General features: G+C 61.5%; 20 protein-coding genes, 1 tRNA gene and 2 pseudogenes. 13 read left to right on the top strand and 10 right to left on the bottom strand.

The annotated features are described in order from the left end of the window. Positions 1 to 310 (bottom strand): annotated as a pseudogene (locus MOV63_RS17390) (1-deoxy-D-xylulose-5-phosphate reductoisomerase); the annotation flags it as partial. Positions 311 to 443: 133 nt separating this feature from the next. On the opposite strand from MOV63_RS17390, the gene MOV63_RS17385 reads away from it, so the two are divergent. Next, entirely contained in the window at positions 444 to 1,661 is a 1,218-nt protein-coding gene (locus MOV63_RS17385; RefSeq protein ID WP_247035204.1) for an FAD-dependent oxidoreductase, read from the top strand. 54 nt (positions 1,662 to 1,715) lie between these two features. Next, positions 1,716 to 2,255 (top strand): DUF2937 family protein, encoded by a 540-nt coding sequence (locus MOV63_RS17380; RefSeq protein WP_247035203.1) that lies wholly within the window; start codon positions 1,716 to 1,718, stop codon positions 2,253 to 2,255. Between the two features lie 7 nt (positions 2,256 to 2,262). On the opposite strand, the gene MOV63_RS17375 is transcribed toward MOV63_RS17380, so the two are convergent. Both MOV63_RS17375 and MOV63_RS17370 read right to left on the bottom strand, forming a co-directional pair. Next, a tRNA-Arg gene (locus MOV63_RS17375) sits at positions 2,263 to 2,339 on the bottom strand. Between the two features lie 55 nt (positions 2,340 to 2,394). Further along, the gene (locus MOV63_RS17370; RefSeq protein ID WP_247035202.1) at positions 2,395 to 3,558 is read right to left on the bottom strand and encodes a M20 aminoacylase family protein; all 1,164 of its coding nucleotides are present in this window, start codon (positions 3,556 to 3,558) and stop codon (positions 2,395 to 2,397) included. Between the two features lie 200 nt (positions 3,559 to 3,758). On the opposite strand from MOV63_RS17370, the gene MOV63_RS17365 reads away from it, so the two are divergent. Further along, the gene (locus MOV63_RS17365) at positions 3,759 to 4,835 is read left to right on the top strand and encodes a D-alanyl-D-alanine carboxypeptidase family protein (RefSeq protein WP_405029345.1); all 1,077 of its coding nucleotides are present in this window, start codon (positions 3,759 to 3,761) and stop codon (positions 4,833 to 4,835) included. A gap of 13 nt (positions 4,836 to 4,848) precedes the next feature. Then, a complete protein-coding gene (locus MOV63_RS17360; RefSeq protein ID WP_247035200.1) occupies positions 4,849 to 6,024 on the top strand; it encodes a GTP-binding protein in 1,176 nt (391 codons plus the stop codon). Positions 6,025 to 6,030: 6 nt separating this feature from the next. On the opposite strand, the gene MOV63_RS17355 is transcribed toward MOV63_RS17360, so the two are convergent. From MOV63_RS17355 to MOV63_RS17335, 5 genes are all read right to left on the bottom strand, one after another. Continuing rightward, positions 6,031 to 6,264 carry a sulfurtransferase TusA family protein gene (locus MOV63_RS17355; RefSeq protein WP_038546397.1) on the bottom strand — a complete coding sequence of 78 codons (234 nt, stop codon included), beginning with the start codon at positions 6,262 to 6,264 and terminating at the stop codon, positions 6,031 to 6,033. Then, entirely contained in the window at positions 6,261 to 7,568 is a 1,308-nt protein-coding gene (locus MOV63_RS17350) for a murein L,D-transpeptidase family protein (protein WP_247035199.1), read from the bottom strand. Before MOV63_RS17350 ends, MOV63_RS17355 begins: the two co-directional genes overlap by 4 nt. Positions 7,569 to 7,749: 181 nt before the next feature. Further along, positions 7,750 to 8,703 carry an acetyl-CoA carboxylase carboxyltransferase subunit alpha gene (locus MOV63_RS17345; RefSeq protein WP_038546395.1) on the bottom strand — a complete coding sequence of 318 codons (954 nt, stop codon included), beginning with the start codon at positions 8,701 to 8,703 and terminating at the stop codon, positions 7,750 to 7,752. Between the two features lie 63 nt (positions 8,704 to 8,766). Then, a complete protein-coding gene (gene xerD / locus MOV63_RS17340; protein WP_151044744.1) occupies positions 8,767 to 9,711 on the bottom strand; it encodes a site-specific tyrosine recombinase XerD in 945 nt (314 codons plus the stop codon). Between the two features lie 11 nt (positions 9,712 to 9,722). Then, the gene (locus MOV63_RS17335) at positions 9,723 to 9,881 is read right to left on the bottom strand and encodes a hypothetical protein (protein WP_038546390.1); all 159 of its coding nucleotides are present in this window, start codon (positions 9,879 to 9,881) and stop codon (positions 9,723 to 9,725) included. 147 nt (positions 9,882 to 10,028) lie between these two features. Here MOV63_RS17335 and MOV63_RS17330 point away from each other — a divergent pair, with 147 nt between their 5' ends. From MOV63_RS17330 to MOV63_RS17310, 5 genes and pseudogenes are all read left to right on the top strand, one after another. Then, positions 10,029 to 10,637, top strand: coding sequence for a shikimate kinase (locus MOV63_RS17330; protein WP_247035198.1), 609 nt, complete (start codon positions 10,029 to 10,031; stop codon positions 10,635 to 10,637). Then, entirely contained in the window at positions 10,634 to 11,776 is a 1,143-nt protein-coding gene (gene aroB, locus MOV63_RS17325; RefSeq protein WP_247035197.1) for a 3-dehydroquinate synthase, read from the top strand. The genes MOV63_RS17330 and aroB overlap by 4 nt, the downstream gene beginning before the upstream one ends. Positions 11,777 to 11,787: 11 nt before the next feature. Then, positions 11,788 to 12,660 (top strand): annotated as a pseudogene (locus tag MOV63_RS17320) (HlyC/CorC family transporter); the annotation flags it as partial. Positions 12,661 to 12,885: 225 nt separating this feature from the next. Then, a complete protein-coding gene (locus tag MOV63_RS17315) occupies positions 12,886 to 13,617 on the top strand; it encodes an RHS repeat-associated core domain-containing protein (protein ID WP_247035196.1) in 732 nt (243 codons plus the stop codon). After that, complete coding sequence (locus MOV63_RS17310; protein ID WP_247035195.1) at positions 13,601 to 13,843, top strand: hypothetical protein; 243 nt, start codon at positions 13,601 to 13,603, stop codon at positions 13,841 to 13,843. Before MOV63_RS17315 ends, MOV63_RS17310 begins: the two co-directional genes overlap by 17 nt. A gap of 183 nt (positions 13,844 to 14,026) precedes the next feature. Here MOV63_RS17310 and MOV63_RS17305 read toward each other — a convergent pair whose 3' ends face one another. Next, on the bottom strand, positions 14,027 to 14,308 hold the full coding sequence (locus MOV63_RS17305) for a BolA family transcriptional regulator (RefSeq protein ID WP_046605302.1): 282 nt from the start codon (positions 14,306 to 14,308) through the stop codon (positions 14,027 to 14,029). A gap of 103 nt (positions 14,309 to 14,411) precedes the next feature. Between MOV63_RS17305 and MOV63_RS17300 the strand changes: the two genes are divergently transcribed. The 4 genes from MOV63_RS17300 to MOV63_RS17285 all read left to right on the top strand — a co-directional run bounded on the left by MOV63_RS17300 (position 14,412) and on the right by MOV63_RS17285 (position 19,011). Then, positions 14,412 to 15,047, top strand: a complete 636-nt coding sequence (locus tag MOV63_RS17300; RefSeq protein WP_038546382.1) for a J domain-containing protein — start codon at positions 14,412 to 14,414, stop codon at positions 15,045 to 15,047. A 61-nt stretch (positions 15,048 to 15,108) separates the two neighbouring features. Beyond that, positions 15,109 to 16,101 (top strand): cobaltochelatase subunit CobS, encoded by a 993-nt coding sequence (cobS, locus tag MOV63_RS17295; protein WP_038546380.1) that lies wholly within the window; start codon positions 15,109 to 15,111, stop codon positions 16,099 to 16,101. Positions 16,102 to 16,115: 14 nt separating this feature from the next. After that, positions 16,116 to 18,011 carry a cobaltochelatase subunit CobT gene (gene cobT / locus MOV63_RS17290; RefSeq protein WP_247035193.1) on the top strand — a complete coding sequence of 632 codons (1,896 nt, stop codon included), beginning with the start codon at positions 16,116 to 16,118 and terminating at the stop codon, positions 18,009 to 18,011. Between the two features lie 10 nt (positions 18,012 to 18,021). Continuing rightward, positions 18,022 to 19,011 (top strand): esterase-like activity of phytase family protein, encoded by a 990-nt coding sequence (locus tag MOV63_RS17285; RefSeq protein ID WP_247035192.1) that lies wholly within the window; start codon positions 18,022 to 18,024, stop codon positions 19,009 to 19,011. Positions 19,012 to 19,037: 26 nt separating this feature from the next. Here MOV63_RS17285 and MOV63_RS17280 read toward each other — a convergent pair whose 3' ends face one another. After that, complete coding sequence (locus tag MOV63_RS17280; protein WP_247035191.1) at positions 19,038 to 19,676, bottom strand: queuosine precursor transporter; 639 nt, start codon at positions 19,674 to 19,676, stop codon at positions 19,038 to 19,040. Between the last annotated feature and the right edge of the window lie 90 nt (positions 19,677 to 19,766).

The raw sequence follows: 19,766 nt of genomic DNA, 5'->3' as shown, positions 1-19,766 counted from the left end.
CCGCCATCACCCAGTCTGACGGGCGCGCGCCCGCCTCGATCAGCGCCTCGCGGCCGGCGGCGACCTCGATGCCGCTGCCAGAAAGCGCGTCTTTCAGTGTCGCATACCGGCGGTCATCGGCGGTGACGGCCAGTTTTGCACCGCATGCCTTCGCCTGGTCTGCCAGAAGCGCGATATTGCTGTTGCCGGTGATGGCGACGACCTCGAAGGCCTCGCGGCCGCCGAGCTGGTTCACCACATCCAACGTATTGACGCCGATCGAGCCGGTGGAACCGAGGATGCTGATGCGGCGCTTGCCGGTTTCGGCCATGCTGTCTTCCATTTCCTAAAGCTGCCGTTGGTCTACAAGCGAAAGCCACGGCTCACAAGAGCGGGCTTGAATTCGGCCCGGCTGCGACCAAGTGCAGCTTGCACAACGGGTACTCTTGGCGCGAAGTGGGGCGATGAGCGAACACCGTGAAATCCAGACGACTTGCGTGATCGCCGGCGCCGGCCCGGCGGGGCTGATGCTCGGCCTCCTGCTGGCGCGGGCCGGCGTTGATGTAACGGTGGTCGAAAAGCACGCGGATTTCCTGCGCGATTTTCGCGGCGACACGATCCATCCCTCGACGCTGGAAGTGATGCACGAACTTGGCCTGGTCGATGAATTTTTGAAGCTGCCGCACACGCGGGCACCGAAGCTTTCGGCCGAGATGGGTGGGAAGACGATCACCATCGCGGATTTTTCGCGGCTGCCGGTCAAGAACCGCTTCATTGCCTTCATGCCGCAATGGGACTTTTTGAGCTTTCTTGCTGGAAAGGCGCAGGGCTTTCCGAATTTCCGGCTGATCATGCAGGCGAAGGTGGTGGACGTGCTGGAGGAGCAGGGCGCAATCTCGGGCCTCATCCTGGAGACACCCAAAGGAGAGCTCACTATACGTTCGGCGCTCGTCGTCGGTGCCGATGGCCGCAATTCGGTTGTGCGGGAAAGGGCCGGGCTCGATGTCGAGAGTTTCGGCATGCCGAGCGAAGTCGTCTGGATGAAGCTGTCGAAACAACTGGGCGATCCGAACGAGGTGATGGGCCATGCCGGACCGCGCCAGGGTTTCGTGCTGATCGACCGCGGCGACTATTGGCAATGCGGTTATGTCATCCGCGGCACCACGTTCGCCGACATCCGCGAGAAGGGCATCGAGGCTTTTCGGCAGATGGTGATCGACGTCTCGCCGCTGCCGGCCGAGCGAATGCAGGAGGTCCGCAGTTTCGAGGATACGAGCCTGCTGACGGTGCGGATCGACCGGCTGAAGCAGTGGTGGCGGACGGGGTTGATCTGCATCGGCGACGCGGCGCATGCGATGTCGCCGATCGGCGGCGTCGGCGTCAATCTGGCGATCCAGGATGCGGTAGCGGCGGCCAATATCCTGGCCGCACCGCTGCGCGAGAAGCGCCTTGTCGACGCGGATCTCGCCGCCGTCGAAAAGCGGCGTAGTTTTCCGACCAGGGCAACGCAGAAGCTGCAGCTGATGATGCGCAGTAGCCGTCGCACCGACCAGGCGGACGACCGGAAGCGCAAGGGTCCGCCGGCCTTCATCCGGGGCATCGCCCGCTTTCCGCTGCTTGCCCATCTCGCCGGCCGGCTGATCGGCCTCGGTTTCCGCATGGAGCATGTGCGGGTAAAATAAGGCAACCTTTGACGGCCCGGCATCGTTGATCGGCAAAACAATCGAGGTTTTGCCATGCTCATGTTCGGAAGAATGCTGACGATGGCGATGGCACTGCTTGGCGGGATCTTCTTTTCCCAGGCGCCGGAATTCGCGCAGCAATACCGCCAGCGGATCGGCGGAGCGCTCGATGAGCTCAAGATCATGATCTCGGAATTCGACGCGCAGGCCAACCATAACGGCCTCGACCGCCAGGAGGCACTCAACATCTATTCCGCCTCACCACAGATCTTCCTGCGCAATCAGGGCGAAGCGATGCGGCGGACTTTTTCGCGTTACGAGATGCTTGCCGAGCAACAGAAAGAGCTGACCCTGGCGCCGCCGTTCACCAAGCCGTTCGTGGTGATGCGCAATCCTGATTCGACGACGTTTGCGAATGCCTGGCGCGATTTCGTGCCGGGTGTGCCGGTGGATTTCGCAGGCCTCACCTGGGCCGCGGCTGGGCTCTTCTGCGGCTGGCTGATCGCGGCACTTCTCGGCGCTGCCCGTCGCGGCGTCGTTCGCACGGTAAGGCGGCCGAAACGGACGGACCAGACCTCGACAATTGCGCGATGAACGAGGGTGGTGATCCCAGATGGATTCGAACCATCGGCCTCAGGATTAGGAATCCTGCGCTCTATCCTGCTGAGCTATGGGACCACGTGAGGAATTCCATACAAAAGGCGAGGCGTTTAGCCAAGCCTTTTCCTCGCCCTCATTCCGTCAACCGCTGTTCGGCGAGCCGAACCCAGTAGGAAATGCCGTAGGAAATCGCCTCGTCGTCGAAATCGTAATGCGGATTGTGGAGCGCTGCCGTATCGCCGTTGCCGATGAAGATGAAGGCGCCGGGGCGGCGTTTCAGCATGAAGGCGAAGTCTTCGCCGGCCATGGTCGGCTCGACATTGGTGTCGACGTTCGAAGCGCCGACCACTTCCCTCGCGACGCCGATCGCGTGATCGGTTTCGAGGTCATGGTTGAAGGTGACCGGGCACTGGCGGTAATAATCGATCTCGGACGTGGCGCCATGAGCGCTGACGATGCCCTCGACGATCTGGCGGATGCGGTTCTCGGCAAGGTCGCGGGTCGCCTCGCTGAGGGTCCTCACCGTGCCCCAGAGCGTCGCCTGGTCGGGAATGATGTTATAGGCCGTGCCGGCGTCGAAGCGGGTCACCGAGATGACGACCGAATGGACCGGGTCTGCGTTGCGGGCGGCGATCGCCTGCAGGCTGCCCACCAGCTGCGAGCCGATGAAGATCGGGTCGATGGTCTTGTGCGGCTGGGCGGCATGGCCGCCTCGGCCCTTGATGGTGATGGTGAACCGGTCGGGCGCCGCCATGATGCCGCCCTTGCGGATGGCGAACTGGCCGAGCGGAATGCCGGGCATGTTGTGCATGCCGTAGACTTCCTCGATGCCGAAACGCTCCATCATGCCGTCGTCGACCATCGCCAGCGCGCCAGCGCCGCCCTCTTCGGCGGGCTGGAAGATCAGTGCCACGGTGCCGTTGAAATTGCGGGTTTCCGCGAGGTATTTCGCCGCACCCAGGAGCATCGACGTGTGGCCGTCGTGGCCGCAGGCGTGCATCTTGCCGGGGACCTTCGACGCCCAGGGTTTGCCGGTGATTTCGGTGAGCGGCAGCGCGTCCATGTCGGCGCGAAGGCCGATCGTGCGGCCGCCCGGGCCCTTGCCGCGAATGACGCCGACGACGCCGGTGCGGCCGATGCCGGGCACCACTTCGTCGACGCCGAATTCCTTCAGCTTCTGTTCCACGAAGGAGGCGGTGTTCTCGACCTCGTAAAGAATCTCAGGATTTTCATGAAGATATCGTCGCCACTCGCTGACTTCGCCCTGAAGTTCGGCGGCTCGGTTCAAAATCGGCATAATGTTCCCTGTTGCTGGCTGGTCACGCGGTTATGACAAGTCCTCCCGGCCGGAGTGTGCCTGTCATGATTGACGTAATCAATCTTCTTTGCCATTGCTTGGCCACATACGCCGCATATGCGCCGCACTCGTTAAAGCCGTAACAACGAGGGAAACCCTTGCCGACTTCAAGCCTCCGATCCGTGTCTGCCACCCGGTTGATTTCTGCCGTGACGGCCATTGGGCTTTTCGTATCCGCGGGCAGCGCTGCCGCCAATCCGAAGATCGTTGTCGATGCGAAGACCGGCAAGGTGATTGCCCATGAGGACGCCTTCCTGAAATGGTATCCGGCGTCGCTGACCAAGCTGATGACCGCCTACGTTGCCTTCAAGGCCCTGAAGAGCGGCAAGCTCTCGCTCGAGACGCCTGTGGTGATGAGCAAGTGGGCGACCGACCAGCCGGCGAGCAAGATGTATTTCACACCCGGCACGACGATGACGATGGACAACGCGCTGAAGATGATGCTGGTGAAATCGGCCAACGACATGGCGGTTGCGGTGGCCGAGGCCGTCGGGGGCACGCAGGAGCAGTTCGTGGCGATGATGAATGCCCAGGCCAAGGCGCTCGGCATGAGTTCGACCCAATACATCAATCCGCACGGCCTGCCGGGCAAGGGGCAGTTCTCGACCGCCCGGGATCTCGCGCTGCTGACGCTGAGGCTCAAGCAGGATTTCCCGGAATACCAGAGCTATTTTTCGCTTGAGGGCATCGATACCGGCTCCAAGCAATATCCCAATTTCAACACGCTGATCGGCCGGTTCGACGGCGCCGACGGCATGAAGACCGGCTTCATCTGTGCCTCCGGGTTCAACCAGATCGGCTCCGCCACGCGGGACGGTCGCTCGGTGATATCCGTGGTGCTGGGTTCGGACAGCCTCGCCGGCCGAGCCGACGACACCGCCAACCTGCTGCAGCAGGGACTGACCTCGACGGCGGCCGGGGGCGTGGCGCTGCCGGCGCTCGCGCCCTATGGCGATACGGCTGAGGTTAACGACGTCAGCGCCGAGATCTGCAATCCGAAGGCCGCAAAAGTGCGCAGCGAAACGCGTGACGATGCGGGCCGCACCATCCAGCATTCGCCCTATATCCATGAAATGGTCCGGCCGCCCGTCTATGCGCTGCTCGCCCTGCTTTCCGGCGGCGAGGCTCCGCCACCGCCGCCGAAGGGCGCCAAGAAGGCAGCGGTCGCCGCCAATGCCCTCAATGTGCCGATCCCGCAGCCGCGTCCGACATTCTGAACGAGAATAGATCATGTCCTCTGCCCGCAACCGGATTCCCGTCTCCATCCTCACCGGGTTTCTCGGCGCAGGAAAATCGACCCTGCTGAACCGCATCCTGGAGGATCCGGGCACCAGTGATACGGCTGTGATCATCAACGAGTTCGGCGAGGTCGGGATCGACAACTTCCTGGTCGAAGCGTCCGGCGATGCGCTGCTGGAGATTGCCAATGGCTGCCTCTGCTGCACGGTGCGCGGCGAACTGGTGGATTCGCTCGCTTCGATCATGGATGGCATCCAGACCGGCCGTCTGAGGCCGATCCGCCGCATCGTCATCGAAACGACCGGCCTTGCGGACCCGGCGCCGGTCATGCAGTCGGTGATGGGTAACCCGGTCATCGCCCAGAATTTCGAGCTCGACGGCGTCATCACCGTGGTCGATGCGGTGAACGGCGTCTCCACGCTCGACCGTCATCAGGAGGCGGTGAAGCAGGTGGCGGTGGCCGACCGGCTGATCATCTCCAAACAGTCAATGGCGGACGCTTCCCAGCTGGCGGCGCTGAAAAGCCGGCTCGCCGCGCTCAATCCGCGGGCGCTGGTCGTCGATGGAGACAGTGAGGAGGCCGGCACGGCCGCCATTCTGGTGAACGGCCTCTACGACCCGGCGACGAAGATCGCCGATGTCGATCGCTGGCTGCACGACGAGATGGCGAGCGATGCCGAAGAGCATCATCATCACGATCATGGTCATGACCACCACGATGATCATCACCATGGCCACGAGCACCACGGGCATGGCCATCACCACCATAACCATGACGTGAACCGCCATGGCGACGACATCCGCTCCTTCTCGATCATCCACGAGAGGCCGATCGATCCGATGGCGATCGAGATGTTCATCGACCTGCTGCGCTCCGCCCATGGCGAAAAGCTGCTCCGGATGAAGGCGATTGTGGCGCTGTCGGATAATCCGGATCGTCCGCTGGTGCTGCATGGGGTGCAGAGCGTCTTCCATCCGCCGCAGCGCCTGCCGAAATGGCCTGACGGCTCCGACCGGCGCACCCGCATGGTGCTGATCACTCAAGGGTTGGAAGAAGCTTTCGTCTCGGATCTTTTTGCCGCATTCACCGGCCAGCCCCGCGTCGACCGGCCGGACCGCGCGGCGCTGGAGGACAATCCGCTTGCCGTTCCCGGCCTTCGGATGTAGGCCCGCTCAACCTTTGCGGATCAGAAACCGGTGTCCCGTGTCGGTCTTTTCCGAGCGGACCAGTTCGTGGCCTTCCTGATTGCAGAAATGGGGGATGTCGATGCCGGCCAGGGGATCGGTAGTTTCGATCGCAAGCTCCGTGCCGCTTGGCATGCCTTTCAGCCGGCGCCGCGTCTTCAGGACGGGCAGGGGACACTTCAGGCCTCTCAGATCGTAGAGGCCTGCGGTCTCAAAGCTCATTCCTGGCTCCAGAACTTCCAGAACGGCTTTTTCTTTTCTTCGCTGATCGGCGGTGCTGCATAGGCAAGTGGGTTCTGAGCCGGGATCGGAACCGTGGCGGTCGTGCCCTGCGCCGTCGTGACGGTCGGGACCGTACCGGTGCTCTGTGCGACATTGTTCTGCGCGTTGGGGCCGGCTGCCGGCAGGCGGTCCTGCTTCATGCGGTCGGCGGCGGAACCGGCACGGAAGGTGACGGGCGAGGCGGAGGCAAGCACGGTATTAGCCGGCTTGTTCTGGGAGGCCATCCGCTTTTCCATCATCTGCTGGAATTCCGACTGGCTCAGCAGCTTGCCGGCTTCGAGCGAGGTTCCGGTCGGCGCATAGGCGATATCGCGGCCCTTGCGCTTGTCGGCGACGACTGCCTTGCGCTCGGCTTCGGTCGGCTCGTACCAGACCTTACCGTCGAACTTCTCCAGCGCCTTCGCGTAAGTCACCTGATAGGTCTTTTCGTAGGAGGTGAGCGCAGCCGAGAGGGCCGGCGGAGTGGACATGGGCGGGCAGGCTGAGGCGGGAGCGAAGGTGCCGTTGCTATCGGCCTGCTGGTTGAAGACATATTTCTTTTCGCAGACGTTGACTTCCGGCGGACGCTTGGTGACCTCGAAATGATCGTAGCCGGTCTTCAGCATCTTCCAGAAGTCGAAATTCTGGCTGTCGCGGTGACGCGCCATGTTTTCGGCGGTCATGCGGAAGGGAAGCGCCTGCAACTGCACCGAGGTCTGGCCGCCCTTGAAGGCGTCACGGGCGAAGGCATAGATTTCCAGGACCTGCTCGTCGGTCATCGAATAGCAGCCGGAGGACGAACAGGCGCCGTGGATCATCAGGTTCGATCCGCTGCGGCCGTTGGCGGCATCGTAGCGGTTCGGGAAGCCGGTGTTGATGGCGAGGTAATATTTGGAATTCGGGTTCAGGTGCGCCGGCGTCAGGTTATAGAAGCCTTCCGGAGCCTGCCGGTCGCCTTCCTTGACCTTGGGGCCGAGCTTCCCGGACCAGGCGCAGATGTCGTAGCTCTTGATCACTTCGAAGCGGTTGTCAGCTCTCGCCTTCCAGACCTCCAGCTTGCCCTCTTCCTTGAGGATGCGGATCATGATCGGCGAATTGCGCGGCATGTCCTTCTTCTGCATCTCGGCGAGAATGCTCGAAGGTAGGGGCTGCTCGACCTTGTTCTTGACGCTCTTCAGGTCGACGCTCGCGGAATCGAGCGTATCGTTGCAGCCCGTCAGGGCTGTTGCCACGAGGAGGGCGAAAGCGATGTGTTTCAGGCGCATCGAGACGGACCACATAGACTTGGAACGACGAACGAATTCGGTACAGGACTTCTAGGAATAAAGCGGTAATCTTTACATATTCTTAACCGCTTGCGCCGGCCTGTCCAGCAAAACCGCCCAGGCCCCAATGTTATCAGCAATATGGCTAAATTTGGCTATTTGAGCGGCGGACAGCCGGAGATCACAGATTACGGCCGATATCGAGGAATTTCTGCCGGCGTGCAGCCCGGACTTCCTCGCCCGAAAGCCTGCCGAGATCTTCCAGCGCCGAAGCGATGACCTTGCCCGTCGCGGTGATGACGGCCTCGGGCTCGCGATGCGCCCCGCCGACTGGCTCCGGGATGATGTCGTCGATGATGCCGAGACCCTTCAGGTCTTCGGCGGTGATCTTCATGTTGGTCGCAGCCTCGCGGGCGCGGGTCGAATCGCGCCAGAGGATCGATGCCGCGCCTTCCGGCGAGATGACCGAATAGATCGAATGTTCGAGCATGTAGACGCGGTTGCCGGTGGCAATCGCAATCGCGCCGCCGGAACCGCCTTCGCCGATCACGACCGAAACCATCGGAACCTTCAGGCCCAGGCACATTTCAGTCGAGCGCGCGATGGCCTCTGCCTGGCCGCGTTCCTCGGCGCCGACGCCGGGATAGGCGCCTGCAGTGTCGATGAGGGTGATGACCGGCAGGTGGAAACGATCAGCCATTTCCATGACGCGGATTGCCTTGCGATAGCCTTCCGGACGCGCGCTGCCGAAATTGTGCTTGAGACGCGTCTTGGTGTCATGGCCCTTTTCCTGGCCGATGACCGCGACGGGCATGCCGTTGAAGCGGGCGAGGCCGGCCTGGATGGCGGCGTCCTCGCCGAAATTGCGGTCGCCGGCGAGCGGCGTGAAATCGGTGAACAAGTGGGCGGAGTAATCGAGGAAATGCGGTCGCTGCGGATGGCGCGCGACCTGCGTTTTCTCCCAGGCGCCAAGCTTGGAATAGATTTCCCTTGTGGCTTCCCTGACTCGGGTCTCCAACCTGCCGATTTCCTCGGACGTATCGATGCTTTCGTCCTCGGAGGCGAGCTTTTTGAGCTCGTGAATCTTGCCTTCGAGATCCGAGATTGGCTTTTCGAAATCGAGATAAGTCTGCATGAGAGCCGGTTTCCGGTTGTTTTATCTCAGGAACACGGAGTTCCCATTTTGTGTTTGGGGCCTCTAATCCCGGTTTTTGGCCTGTTTTGCAAGAGGGTGGTGTGTTTGAACCAGCTCTCGCAGCCTTTCTTCCAGTACATGCGTGTAGATTTGAGTGGTGGAAATGTCGGAATGGCCGAGCAGTTCCTGCACAACGCGAAGGTCTGCCCCGTTCTGGAGGAGGTGGCTTGCGAAGGCATGGCGCATCACATGGGGAGAGATTGCGGCGGCTCTAAGTCCGGCGCGCGCCGCCAGACCCTTGAGGTCGCGGGCAAACACCTGCCTCGGCAGATAGCCTCCTTTGCCGGCCGAAGGAAACAGCCACGGGCTGTCGCCGGTCTTTGCGAGTGCCAGCCGCCGGACCTCGCCATAGGATGCGACGGCCGCGATCGCCGAACGGGAAAGCGGCACGAGGCGCTCCTTGTTGCCCTTGCCGCGGATGATCAGGAAACGGCCCTCCTGGTCGAGAACCTTGATCGGCAGCGATACCAGTTCGCTGACGCGCATGCCGGTCGCGTAGAGCAGTTCAAGCAGCGCCAGCATTCTGAGACGCCCGAGCTGGTCCGGCCCGGGTTCGCCGGCCTCCTTGGCAGCGAGGTCCAGCAGGCGCGTCACCTCGTCCTCGCTCATGATCTTCGGCAGCGAACGGCCTTTTTTCGGCGCGTCCAGGATCGCGGTCGGGTCATCGCCGCGCAGGCCCTCGGCATAGAGGAATTTGTAGAACTGCCGCATCGCCGACAGTTTTCTTGCCTGGGACGAAGCGGCAAAACCCTGGGCGCCGAGATGGGCGAGATAGGCGGAGAGACTGGCGCTTTCAGCCGTCAGGGCCGAGGTGTTGCTGGCAACGAGGAAGGACTGCAGATCTTCGAGATCGCGTTCGTAAGAGGTGAGCGTGTTGCCGGCGGCTCCCCGCTCGGCGCTCATCATTTCGAGAAAGGCTTCGATATGAGCTCGGGAAAGATCGGCCATGTTCCCTGCCGTTATTGTTTCGGCGCTGCCGGGTTCAACCTCTCGGAAGGAATGCGCACCGTCACATCGCGCTCGTGCGGGTCCACCAGCATGACGAGAGCCACCATGCTTCCATAAACGATGCCTGCGATCGCCGCCAGCACGAAGAGGAAACGGAAAAGGGTGGGCATTCACGACTCCTGGGGTTGCGTCGCAATATATCGATAAAGGTTTACATATCGGCAAGAACAAACAATCCCCCGCATTCTTTGAGGGTTGCGACGGCTTGACGCTGCCGATGCATTTGTCGATACCGTTTTCTCGAAACGGACTTAACGATGACAGAAGCCGCAACCTCCGCCGCACCCGCCCTCAGCGAAAAGGCGCGCGCCGTTCTCGGCAAGCGCAACCTGATCTTCGTCGGGCTGATGGGGGCGGGCAAATCGGCGATCGGCCGGCTGGTGGCGCAGAGCCTTTCGATTCCCTTCATCGATACGGATGCGGAGATCGAGAAGGTTTCCCGCATGACCATCAGCGAACTTTTTGCGGCTTACGGCGAAACGGAGTTCCGGGCATTGGAAACCAGGGTCATCGAGCGGCTGCTGAGGGGCGGCCCGCGCGTGGTTTCGACCGGCGGCGGCGCCTTCATCAATGAGAACACCCGCCACCAGATCAAGATCGGCGGCATTTCCATTTGGCTGAAGGCAGATCTCGACGTTTTGTGGGAACGGGTGAACAAACGCGACCACCGGCCGTTGCTGAAGACCGAGAACCCCAAGCAGACGCTCGAAAATCTGATGATCCAGCGTTATCCGATCTATGCCGAGGCCGACGTAACGGTGCGGTCTGAAAATGTCCGCAAGGACGTAGTGGTCAACGAGGTGCTCTCCGCGGTGGCCAGTCTGTCCGGCGAAGATGAATTGCCCAGCGAAGGTGAATTGCAATGAACATGTCTTCCCGATCCGAGGGCCGTAACGCCGAGCGTTTGGTGCACGTGCCGCTCGGCGAACGGGCCTATGACATCCTGATCGGCCCCGGCTTGATCACGCGTGCCGGCGGCGAGATCACCGCGCGGCTGAAGGGCCGCAAGGCCGCCATCGTCACCGACGAGCACGTCGCGCCGCTTTATCTCGAAGCGCTGATGGACAGCCTGCAGACGGACGGGATCGAAGCCGTGTCCCTGACGCTGCCGGCCGGCGAAAAGACCAAGAGTTTCGAACATCTGGCAACGGTCACCGACATGGTGCTGTCGGCCCGTATCGAACGCAACGACGCGGTGATAGCGCTCGGCGGCGGCGTGATCGGCGATCTTGCCGGTTTTGCAGCGGGCATCGTGCGGCGCGGCGTGCGCTTCGTGCAGATCCCGACCTCGCTTCTGGCGCAGGTCGATTCGTCGGTCGGAGGCAAGACCGGTATCAACACCCGCCACGGCAAGAACCTGCTCGGCGTCTTCCATCAGCCGGACCTCGTTCTCGCCGATACCGCGGCGCTTGATTCGCTCTCCCATCGCGAATTCCGGGCCGGTTATGCGGAAGTAGCGAAATACGGACTGATCGACCAGCCGGATTTCTTCGCGTGGCTCGAAAAGAACTGGAAAGCCGTATTTGCCGGCGGTCCGGAGCGGATCGAGGCGATTGCCATCAGCTGCCAGGCGAAATCCGACGTGGTGGTCGAGGACGAGCGCGAGACCGGCCGGCGGGCGTTGCTCAATCTCGGCCACACGTTCGGCCACGCGCTGGAGGCTGCAACGGAATACGACAGCAGCCGTCTGGTGCACGGTGAGGGCGTGGCGATCGGCATGGTGCTGGCACATCAGTTCTCGGCGCGCCTGAACCTTGCAAGCCCGGACGACGCGGCACGGGTGACGGCCCATCTCAAGGCCGTCGGCCTGCCCACATCGATGAGCGATATTCCCGGAAAACTGCCGCCGACCGAAAAGCTGCTCGATGCGATTGCGCAGGACAAGAAGGTGATGAGCGGCAAGCTCACCTTCATCCTCACCCATGGCATCGGCCAGTCCTTCGTCGCCAACGACGTGCCGTCGTCCGAGGTCTTGAGTTTCCTGGAGGAAAAACGGCCGAAATGACGTCCAAACAGGGCCTCAAGTCGCGTGCTGTCAACGCGGTGATCCGCGGGTTTCTTCGCGCGCTCGGCGTTTCCCTGTCGGAACAGACCCTGGCGCTTTCCAGCCATGACGATCTGCACGCCGCTCTCGATATCGTTCATCGCGACGGAAATTTCGAAAAGCAGGACCGCGACCGCCTGAACGGCCTCTTCGAACTCGAGGAGCTCGAAGTCTCCGACGTGATGCGGCACCGCACGGTCATGCGGGCGGTCAATGCCGACGACCCGCCGGAAGTGGCGGTGCGCACCGTCCTCGAAAGCCCCTATACGCGCATGCCGCTCTGGCGCAATTCGACCGAGAACATCATCGGCGTCGTCCACGCCAAGGATCTGCTGCGGGCGCTCGCCGAGCCGAATGTCGAGCCGGAAAACCTCGATATCGTCAAGATCGCCCAAAAACCATGGTTCGTGCCCGACAGCACCAGCCTCAAGGACCAGCTCAGCGCCTTCCTGCGACGCAAGGGGCATTTCGCGGTCGTCGTCGACGAATATGGCGAGGTACAGGGCATCGTCACGCTCGAAGACATCCTTGAGGAGATCGTCGGCGACATTGCCGACGAGCACGATATCGAGATCCAGGGCGTGCGCCAGGAAGCGGACGGTTCGATCGTCGTCGACGGTTCGGTGCCGATCCGCGACCTGAATCGGGCGCTCGACTGGAGCCTGCCGGATGCGGAAGCAACCACGATCGCCGGCCTCGTCATCCACGAGTCGAAGCTGATCCCGGAAGAACGGCAGGCGTTTACGTTCTATGGGAAGCGTTTCACGGTGATGAAGCGGGAGAAGAACCGGATTACGCGGCTAAGGATCAGGCCTGCGGAAGATGTGACGCTGCCGGCGGAGTAGTCGTCCGTTTCGCGACAGCCTTTCAGTCTAGCGCTGAGTTGGCGGTTTTCGGCCCGAAGCGGACATCAAATACACCCGGTTTTGCATCTGCGAGATATTGAGAGCGCCAGCTCGCTGTGGATCGCAAATCTGACCCTATTGACCGCACATCACCGAAACCGGAGGTTGATATCCGGGGACGAATCAGCCGCGCAACGCTGCGCGTTTTTAGATGTGGGGCTTTTCATGAAGGTAATTCTCCAAAGACTTTTGAGCCTGCTGCTCGCATGCAGCATCGTACTGGGGTTTTTCGGATCAGCCGCGAATGCACGATTTATCTCGCCTGACCCCATGGACCCGACCATGCTGGGTGTAGGCACAAACCGATACGCCTATTCGGAAAATGACCCGATCAACAAAAGTGACCCAAATGGTCACGCGGCGGGAGCTGCTGCGGCCGGAGGGTTCTTTGATGCAGTTGGAGCAGCGATAGGCGGTTTCCTCTCATCATTAGGATTCAGCAGCGGAACCACTGCGGCGGTAGGAGCGGGAATCGCGACGACAGGTGCAGTGCTCGGTGTTGTCGCCATCGCTGCCTATCCTACAGAGATGGGCAACGGGGAAATGAGGGATGATGCCAAGGCAAACACTCAAGGAGCCGTTACCGGAACGCCTGATCCCGATGACGACAAAGATAAAGATAAAGATAAACAGGAGGCAAAGGCTGAAAGCTCTAACAAATGGCAGGCCGATTCGATAAAAAATCAAGAAAAGCTTGAGAGGCAAATGGAGCAACGAGGATGGACGCATAAACAAATTGATGAGGCTGTACAAAACGGAAAGCAGCATCCAGCCACTAATTATCAGACGGGTGGAGCAGCAACCCGCTATGAGCACCCCGAAACGGGCCGCTCAGTAATTATTGACAATACAACTAAAGGCGTAATTCAGGTTGGCGGCGATGGCTTCAAATTCTAAAAGCGACTTGTTTGTTATTCACGTTAAGCTAACGGATGAACCTGTCCCGGTGTGGCGGCCCGTAGAGGCAACGAAAAATCCTGATGGCAGCTATTTAATTACCCCACAGACTATACCGGATTTTGAAGAATGGGAATTTTTACCCGGTGATAGTGTAGCTGTTGAAGAGCGGAACAATGAACAGGGCCGGTACTTTATCGCAACGCGATTGCGCGATAAAATCTGAAGTAGTCATCAATCGAATATCGTTCCATTATGGGCGGTTATCTGATCCGTGACCGCTATTGGCTCCAAACGGCCGCTACACCCCCAGCTATTGGAAAAACGGCCGGGCTGGTCAAGGCGATTTCCCACAATGAGCGATGCCCCTACCTTGGCCTCTCACCCCGCCATCCCTATCTAAGCCCAGCTACCAGCGTGTCGGCTCGCCCGGTGCCGCAGCCTCCACCGCGAGCGCATGCAGCCCGGCGTCGAGTTCCGGCTTCAGCAGGGCATTCACCGTCCGATGCCGGTCGAGCCGGCTCATTCCGGAGAACTTTTTCGAAACGATGCGGACCCGCATATGGGTCTCGCCGGTTCCGGTGATGTCGGGCTGATGGCCGGCGTGCTGATGGCTTTCATCGATGACGACCAGCCGTTCCGGTTCGAGATTGTCGGTGAGCGTGATTTCGATCCGGGATTTGACGGACATTTCGGTCTCCGTTGCGACGCAAAAGGGGCATCCCACAAACCAGTAAGAAAGAACTTTGTCAATTCTTGCCGCGCCCTGTTCGTCGCCCCATAATGAGGGCCTTATGAAACTAGATTCCAAATATTTCGACCGCATCCGGACGCGCAAGAACAGGCAGCAGGAAGCTGTGCCTGAAGCGCCCACTTGCCAATGGGACGGGTGCGACAAACCCGGCGTCCATCGTGCACCCGTTGGCCGCAACGCGGAAGGCCAGTTCTTTCTGTTCTGTTTCGAACACGTCAGGGAATACAACAAGGGCTATAACTATTTCTCCGGCCTCTCGGACAGCGAGATCGCCCGTTACCAGAAAGAGGCGATCACCGGCCATCGCCCGACCTGGACTGTCGGCGTCAACAAGGCCGCCAAGGATGCCCCGCTTCATTCGACGGCGCGTTCGGGGGCTGCCGGCGCCACCGGCGCCCAGCAGCGCTTCAGGGATCCGTTCGGCTTCGTGTCGAGTGCGCGGGCGGCCGGCCCCCGTTTCCAGACGCAGGGGCGCAAGCTGAAGACATTGGAAGCCAAAGCCTTCGATACGATGGAGTTGGCGGCCAATGCGTCGGCTGCGGAGATCAAGACCCGCTACAAGGAACTAGTCAAGAAACATCATCCGGATGCGAATGGCGGCGACCGCGGTTCGGAAGAACGTTTTCGTGCCGTCATTCAAGCATATCAGTTGTTGAAGCAGGCGGGTTTCTGCTAAGCCGTAAAAATTATGGCAGTAAGGATGACGGCCGGGCGGCGGCTCGCGCCTTGGAGAGACGATGAGTAAGATTGATCTAGATATTTCCAACCTTCCCGACACCACCGTTTCGGTCAGGGAAGTCTTCGGCATCGACAGCGATATCAGGGTTCCGGCATATAGCAGCGGCGACCCCTACGTACCGGATCTCGACCCGGACTACTTGTTCGACCGCGATACGACGCTCGCCATTCTCGCCGGCTTTGCACATAACCGACGCGTCATGGTGTCCGGCTTCCACGGCACCGGCAAGTCCACCCATATCGAGCAGGTCGCAGCTCGCCTCAACTGGCCGTGCGTGCGTATCAACCTCGACAGCCATGTCAGCCGTATCGATCTCGTCGGCAAGGACGCGATCGTCCTGAAGGATGGCAAGCAGGTCACCGAATTCAAGGACGGCATCCTGCCCTGGGCCTACCAGCATAATGTCGCGCTCGTCTTCGACGAATACGATGCCGGCCGCCCGGACGTCATGTTCGTCATCCAGCGCGTTCTGGAATCCTCCGGCCGCCTGACCCTGCTCGACCAGAGCCGTGTCATCCGTCCTCACCCGGCATTCCGCATCTTCGCGACCGCCAACACGGTCGGCCTCGGCGATACGACCGGCCTTTATCACGGCACGCAGCAGATCAACCAGGCACAGATGGACCGCTGGTCGATCGTGACGACGCTGAACTATCTGCCGCACCAGAAGGAAGTCGACATCGTCGCCGCCAAGGTCAAGTCCTTCGGTCGCACGGCCGAGGGCCGCGAGACGGTGTCGAAGATGGTGCGCGTCGCGGATCTTACCCGTTCGGCCTTCATCAACGGCGATCTCTCGACCGTCATGAGCCCGCGTACCGTCATTACCTGGGCGGAAAACGCCGAGATCTTCGGTGACATTGCATTCGCCTTCCGCATCACCTTCCTCAACAAGTGCGACGAACTGGAACGCACGCTGGTCGCCGAACAGTACCAGCGTGCCTTCGGCGTCGAGCTGAAGGAAAGTGCCGCCAACATCGTCCTCGGAGCCTAAGCGGAGACGAGATCATGGCAGGTCGCGGAGACAATTCGAAAGCCAAATCCGGCGGTCCGGTCGATACCGAACCGTTGCGGCGGGCAATTACCGGCTGCGTGCGTTCCATCGCCGGTGACGCGGAAGTCGAGGTCACGTTCGCCAACGAGCGTCCGGGCCTTGCCGGCGAGCGCATCCGCCTGCCGGAAATCTCCAAGCGGCCGACCGCACACGAGCTCGCGGTGACCCGCGGGCTCGGCGATTCCATGGCGCTTCGGATCGCCTGCCACGATACCAACGTGCATGCCAGCATGTCGCCGCAGGGCGCCGACGCACGCGTCGTCTTCGACGCCGTCGAGCAGGCGCGCGTCGAGTCGATTGGCGCATTGCGGATGGCCGGCATGGCGTCGAACCTCAGTTCAATGCATGCGGAAAAATACTCGAAGGCGAATTTCTCTGGCGTTGAACGGCAGGAAGACGCGCCGATCGGCGAGGCGGTCGCCATGCTGGTGCGCGAAAAGCTGACCGGCATCAAGCCGCCGCCGAGCGCCGGCAAGGTGCTCGATCTCTGGCGTCCGTTCATCGAGGACAAGGCGGCTGGCGATCTCGACAACCTCCGCAACGTGATCGAGGACCAGCAGGCGTTCGCCAAGCTGGTGCGGCACATGCTGACCTCCATGCAGATGGCGGAGGAGTTTGCCGACGACGATACCGATCCGGAGGAGATGGAGAACCCGGACCAGGAGGACCAGCCGCGCAGCAACGAGACCGAGAACGACGAGGTCGAGGAAGAGGCCGGCTCCGACGCTGCACCTGCCGAGCAGAGCGACGCTTCCGACGAGGAAATGGACGACGGCGAGATGGACGGCGCGGAAATGTCCGACGACGACATGTCGGACGATAGCGACGAACATTCCGAGACGCCCGGCGAGACCCGGCGGCCCAACAGTCCGTTCGACGATTTCAACGAGAAGGTCGACTACAAGATCTTCACCCAGGAATTCGACGAGGAAATCACGGCCGAGGAGCTTTGCGACGAAGCGGAGCTCGACCGGCTGCGGGCCTTCCTCGACAAGCAGCTTGCCCATCTCCAGGGTGCCGTCGGCCGGCTTGCCAACCGCCTGCAGCGCCGCCTGATGGCGCAGCAGAACCGCTCCTGGGACTTCGATCTGGAAGAGGGGTATCTCGATCCGGCCCGTCTGGTGCGCCTGATCATCGACCCCATGCAGCCACTCTCCTTCAAGAAGGAGCGCGACACGCAGTTCCGCGATACGGTCGTGACCTTGGTCATCGACAATTCCGGCTCGATGCGCGGCCGGCCGATCACGGTCGCTGCCACCTGCGCCGATATCCTGGCCCGCACGCTGGAGCGCTGCGGCGTCAAGGTCGAGATCCTCGGCTTTACCACCAAGGCCTGGAAGGGCGGGCAGGCGCGCGAAAAGTGGCTGGCGAGCGGCAAACCGCCGACGCCCGGCCGCCTCAACGACCTGCGCCATATCGTCTACAAGTCGGCGGATGCGCCGTGGCGCCGTTCACGCCGCAATCTCGGCCTGATGATGCGCGAAGGCCTGCTCAAGGAAAACATCGACGGCGAAGCGCTGATGTGGGCGCATAACCGCCTGATCGCCCGCCGCGAGCAGCGCAAGATCCTGATGATGATTTCGGATGGCGCGCCGGTCGACGATTCGACGCTGTCGGTCAATCCGGGCAATTATCTCGAGCGGCATCTTCGCGCCGTGATCGAGCAGATCGAGACGCGCTCGCCGGTGGAGCTGCTGGCAATCGGCATCGGCCATGATGTGACGCGCTACTATCGCAAGGCCGTGACCATCGTTGATGCGGACGAGCTTGCCGGCGCGATGACCGAGCAGCTCGCCGAACTGTTTGCGGAAAACGGCAGGCAGCAGGGCCGCATGCGACGGGCCAGCTGAGGTCCGCCGCTTGAAACTTTCCCGCCTCGTCGTCTGGGCCGGCATTTTTGGCGTCATCGCTTTCCCGGTGGCGCCTGCCACCGAAAATATCTCGGTCAGGGCGCGCGCGATCACCGAATTCAAGCGCGGTTCGGCGGAAACACGCTTTGGACCTCTCGAATTTCTCGGTGGAATCGAATTTTCATCGTCCGATAGCCGGCTGCAGTCGCTGTCGAGCATCCGCTTTCGCGCCGATGGCGAAAGGTTCGTGTCGGTGCTCGATACCGGTTCCTGGCTGACCGGCCGCATCGAGCGGGATGCCAAGGGGCGCCTCGCCAACCTCACCGATCTCGCCATCAATCCGATCCTCATCCGCGGCGGCCGGGTCGGTTCGAAATACACTTCGGACGCCGAGGGGCTGGCGCTGAGGGACGGCCAGGCGATCGTCAGCTTCGAGCAGCTGCATCGCGTCGATGCCTATCCCGATCCGGGGTTCGAGACCTCCGATCCCCTGAAAAGCCTTGATCTGCCGATCCCCCGCCACGAGTTCCGGATGAATGCGGGCATGGAGACGGTGGCGGTCTCGCCCCAGGCCAGTCCGCTCAAGGGATCGCCCATCGTGGTCACCGAGCATAGCCTCGATGACCAGGGGAACCTTTTCGCCGCCATCCTGGAGGGGCCGCTCAAGGGCGTGTTCACGGTGGTGCGGCACGATCCGTTCGACGCGACCGATGGTGCCTTCCTGCCAAACGGCGATTTCCTGCTGCTCGAACGCCGTTTCAGCTTCCTCGGCGGCCTTGGCATGCGCATCCGCCTCATCAAGGGCGGCAGCATCCGTCCCGGCGCTGTCGTCGACGGCGAAGTGCTCATCGATGCCGATATGGGTTATGCCATCGACAACATGGAAGGGCTCGACGTCATCACCGGGCCGGAGGGCAGGCCGCACCTCATCCTGATTTCGGATGATAACGGCAATCTGCTGCAGCGTAACGTGATGCTGGAATTCCGCCTGACGCAATGATGCCAGGCGGAATGTCTGCGCTTGAGTTAGCTGGCCGGAGCGACCTGCGGCATCGGCTTCAGCACGTTCATCAGCGCGCCATAGGGCAGGAGAAGAACGACGCCGACCAGGATCTTGACCACGAGGTCGCCGAGCGCCCAGGAGACCCAGCGCGGGGCTTCTGCGGCAAACGCGCCGAGGATCGGTGCGGACTGGATGGCGAAATCCTCGTTCGGGCCGATGAAGGCGAAGAGCGGGGCGAAGGCCAACGAGAAGAACAGCAGCGTGTCGAGCGCCGAACCGAGCAGGGAGCCAGCGAGCGGCGCGCGCCACCAGGTCTGGCGGCGGAGCCGATTGAACACGGAGATGTCGAGAAGCTGGCCAACCAGATAGGCGGTGCCCGAGGCGATGGCGATGCGCGGGGCGGAGGCCAGGAACGACAGCGTCACGCCGACGACAAAGCCTGCGAGAACGACGCGTCGGGCGATCGAAGGCCCGAACTGCCGGTTGGCGAGATCGGTCACCAGGAAGGCAAAGGGATAGATAAAGGCGCCCCAGGTGAGGAGATCGCCAAGGGCGATGCCCCAGAGCGTTCCCGTGACCGGGAACTGGACCAGGAAGTTCGATGCGACCACGACGGCCGCCATCAGCAGGGCATAGATGAAAGTATAGCGTGAGCTCAGCATTTTTTTATCCTGGGTGATGCCACCAGTTGGAGTTTTATGAAGGCCAAGAGAAAAGGCCTGGCCGGTATTACCCGTTCAAGCCTTGTTCAA

The sequence above is a fragment of the Neorhizobium sp. SHOUNA12A genome (genome assembly GCF_023006505.1).
GTDB lineage: Bacteria > Pseudomonadota > Alphaproteobacteria > Rhizobiales > Rhizobiaceae > Neorhizobium.
Note: the sequence above shows the minus strand (reverse complement) of the source record. Positions and strands in the feature narration are given on the sequence as shown.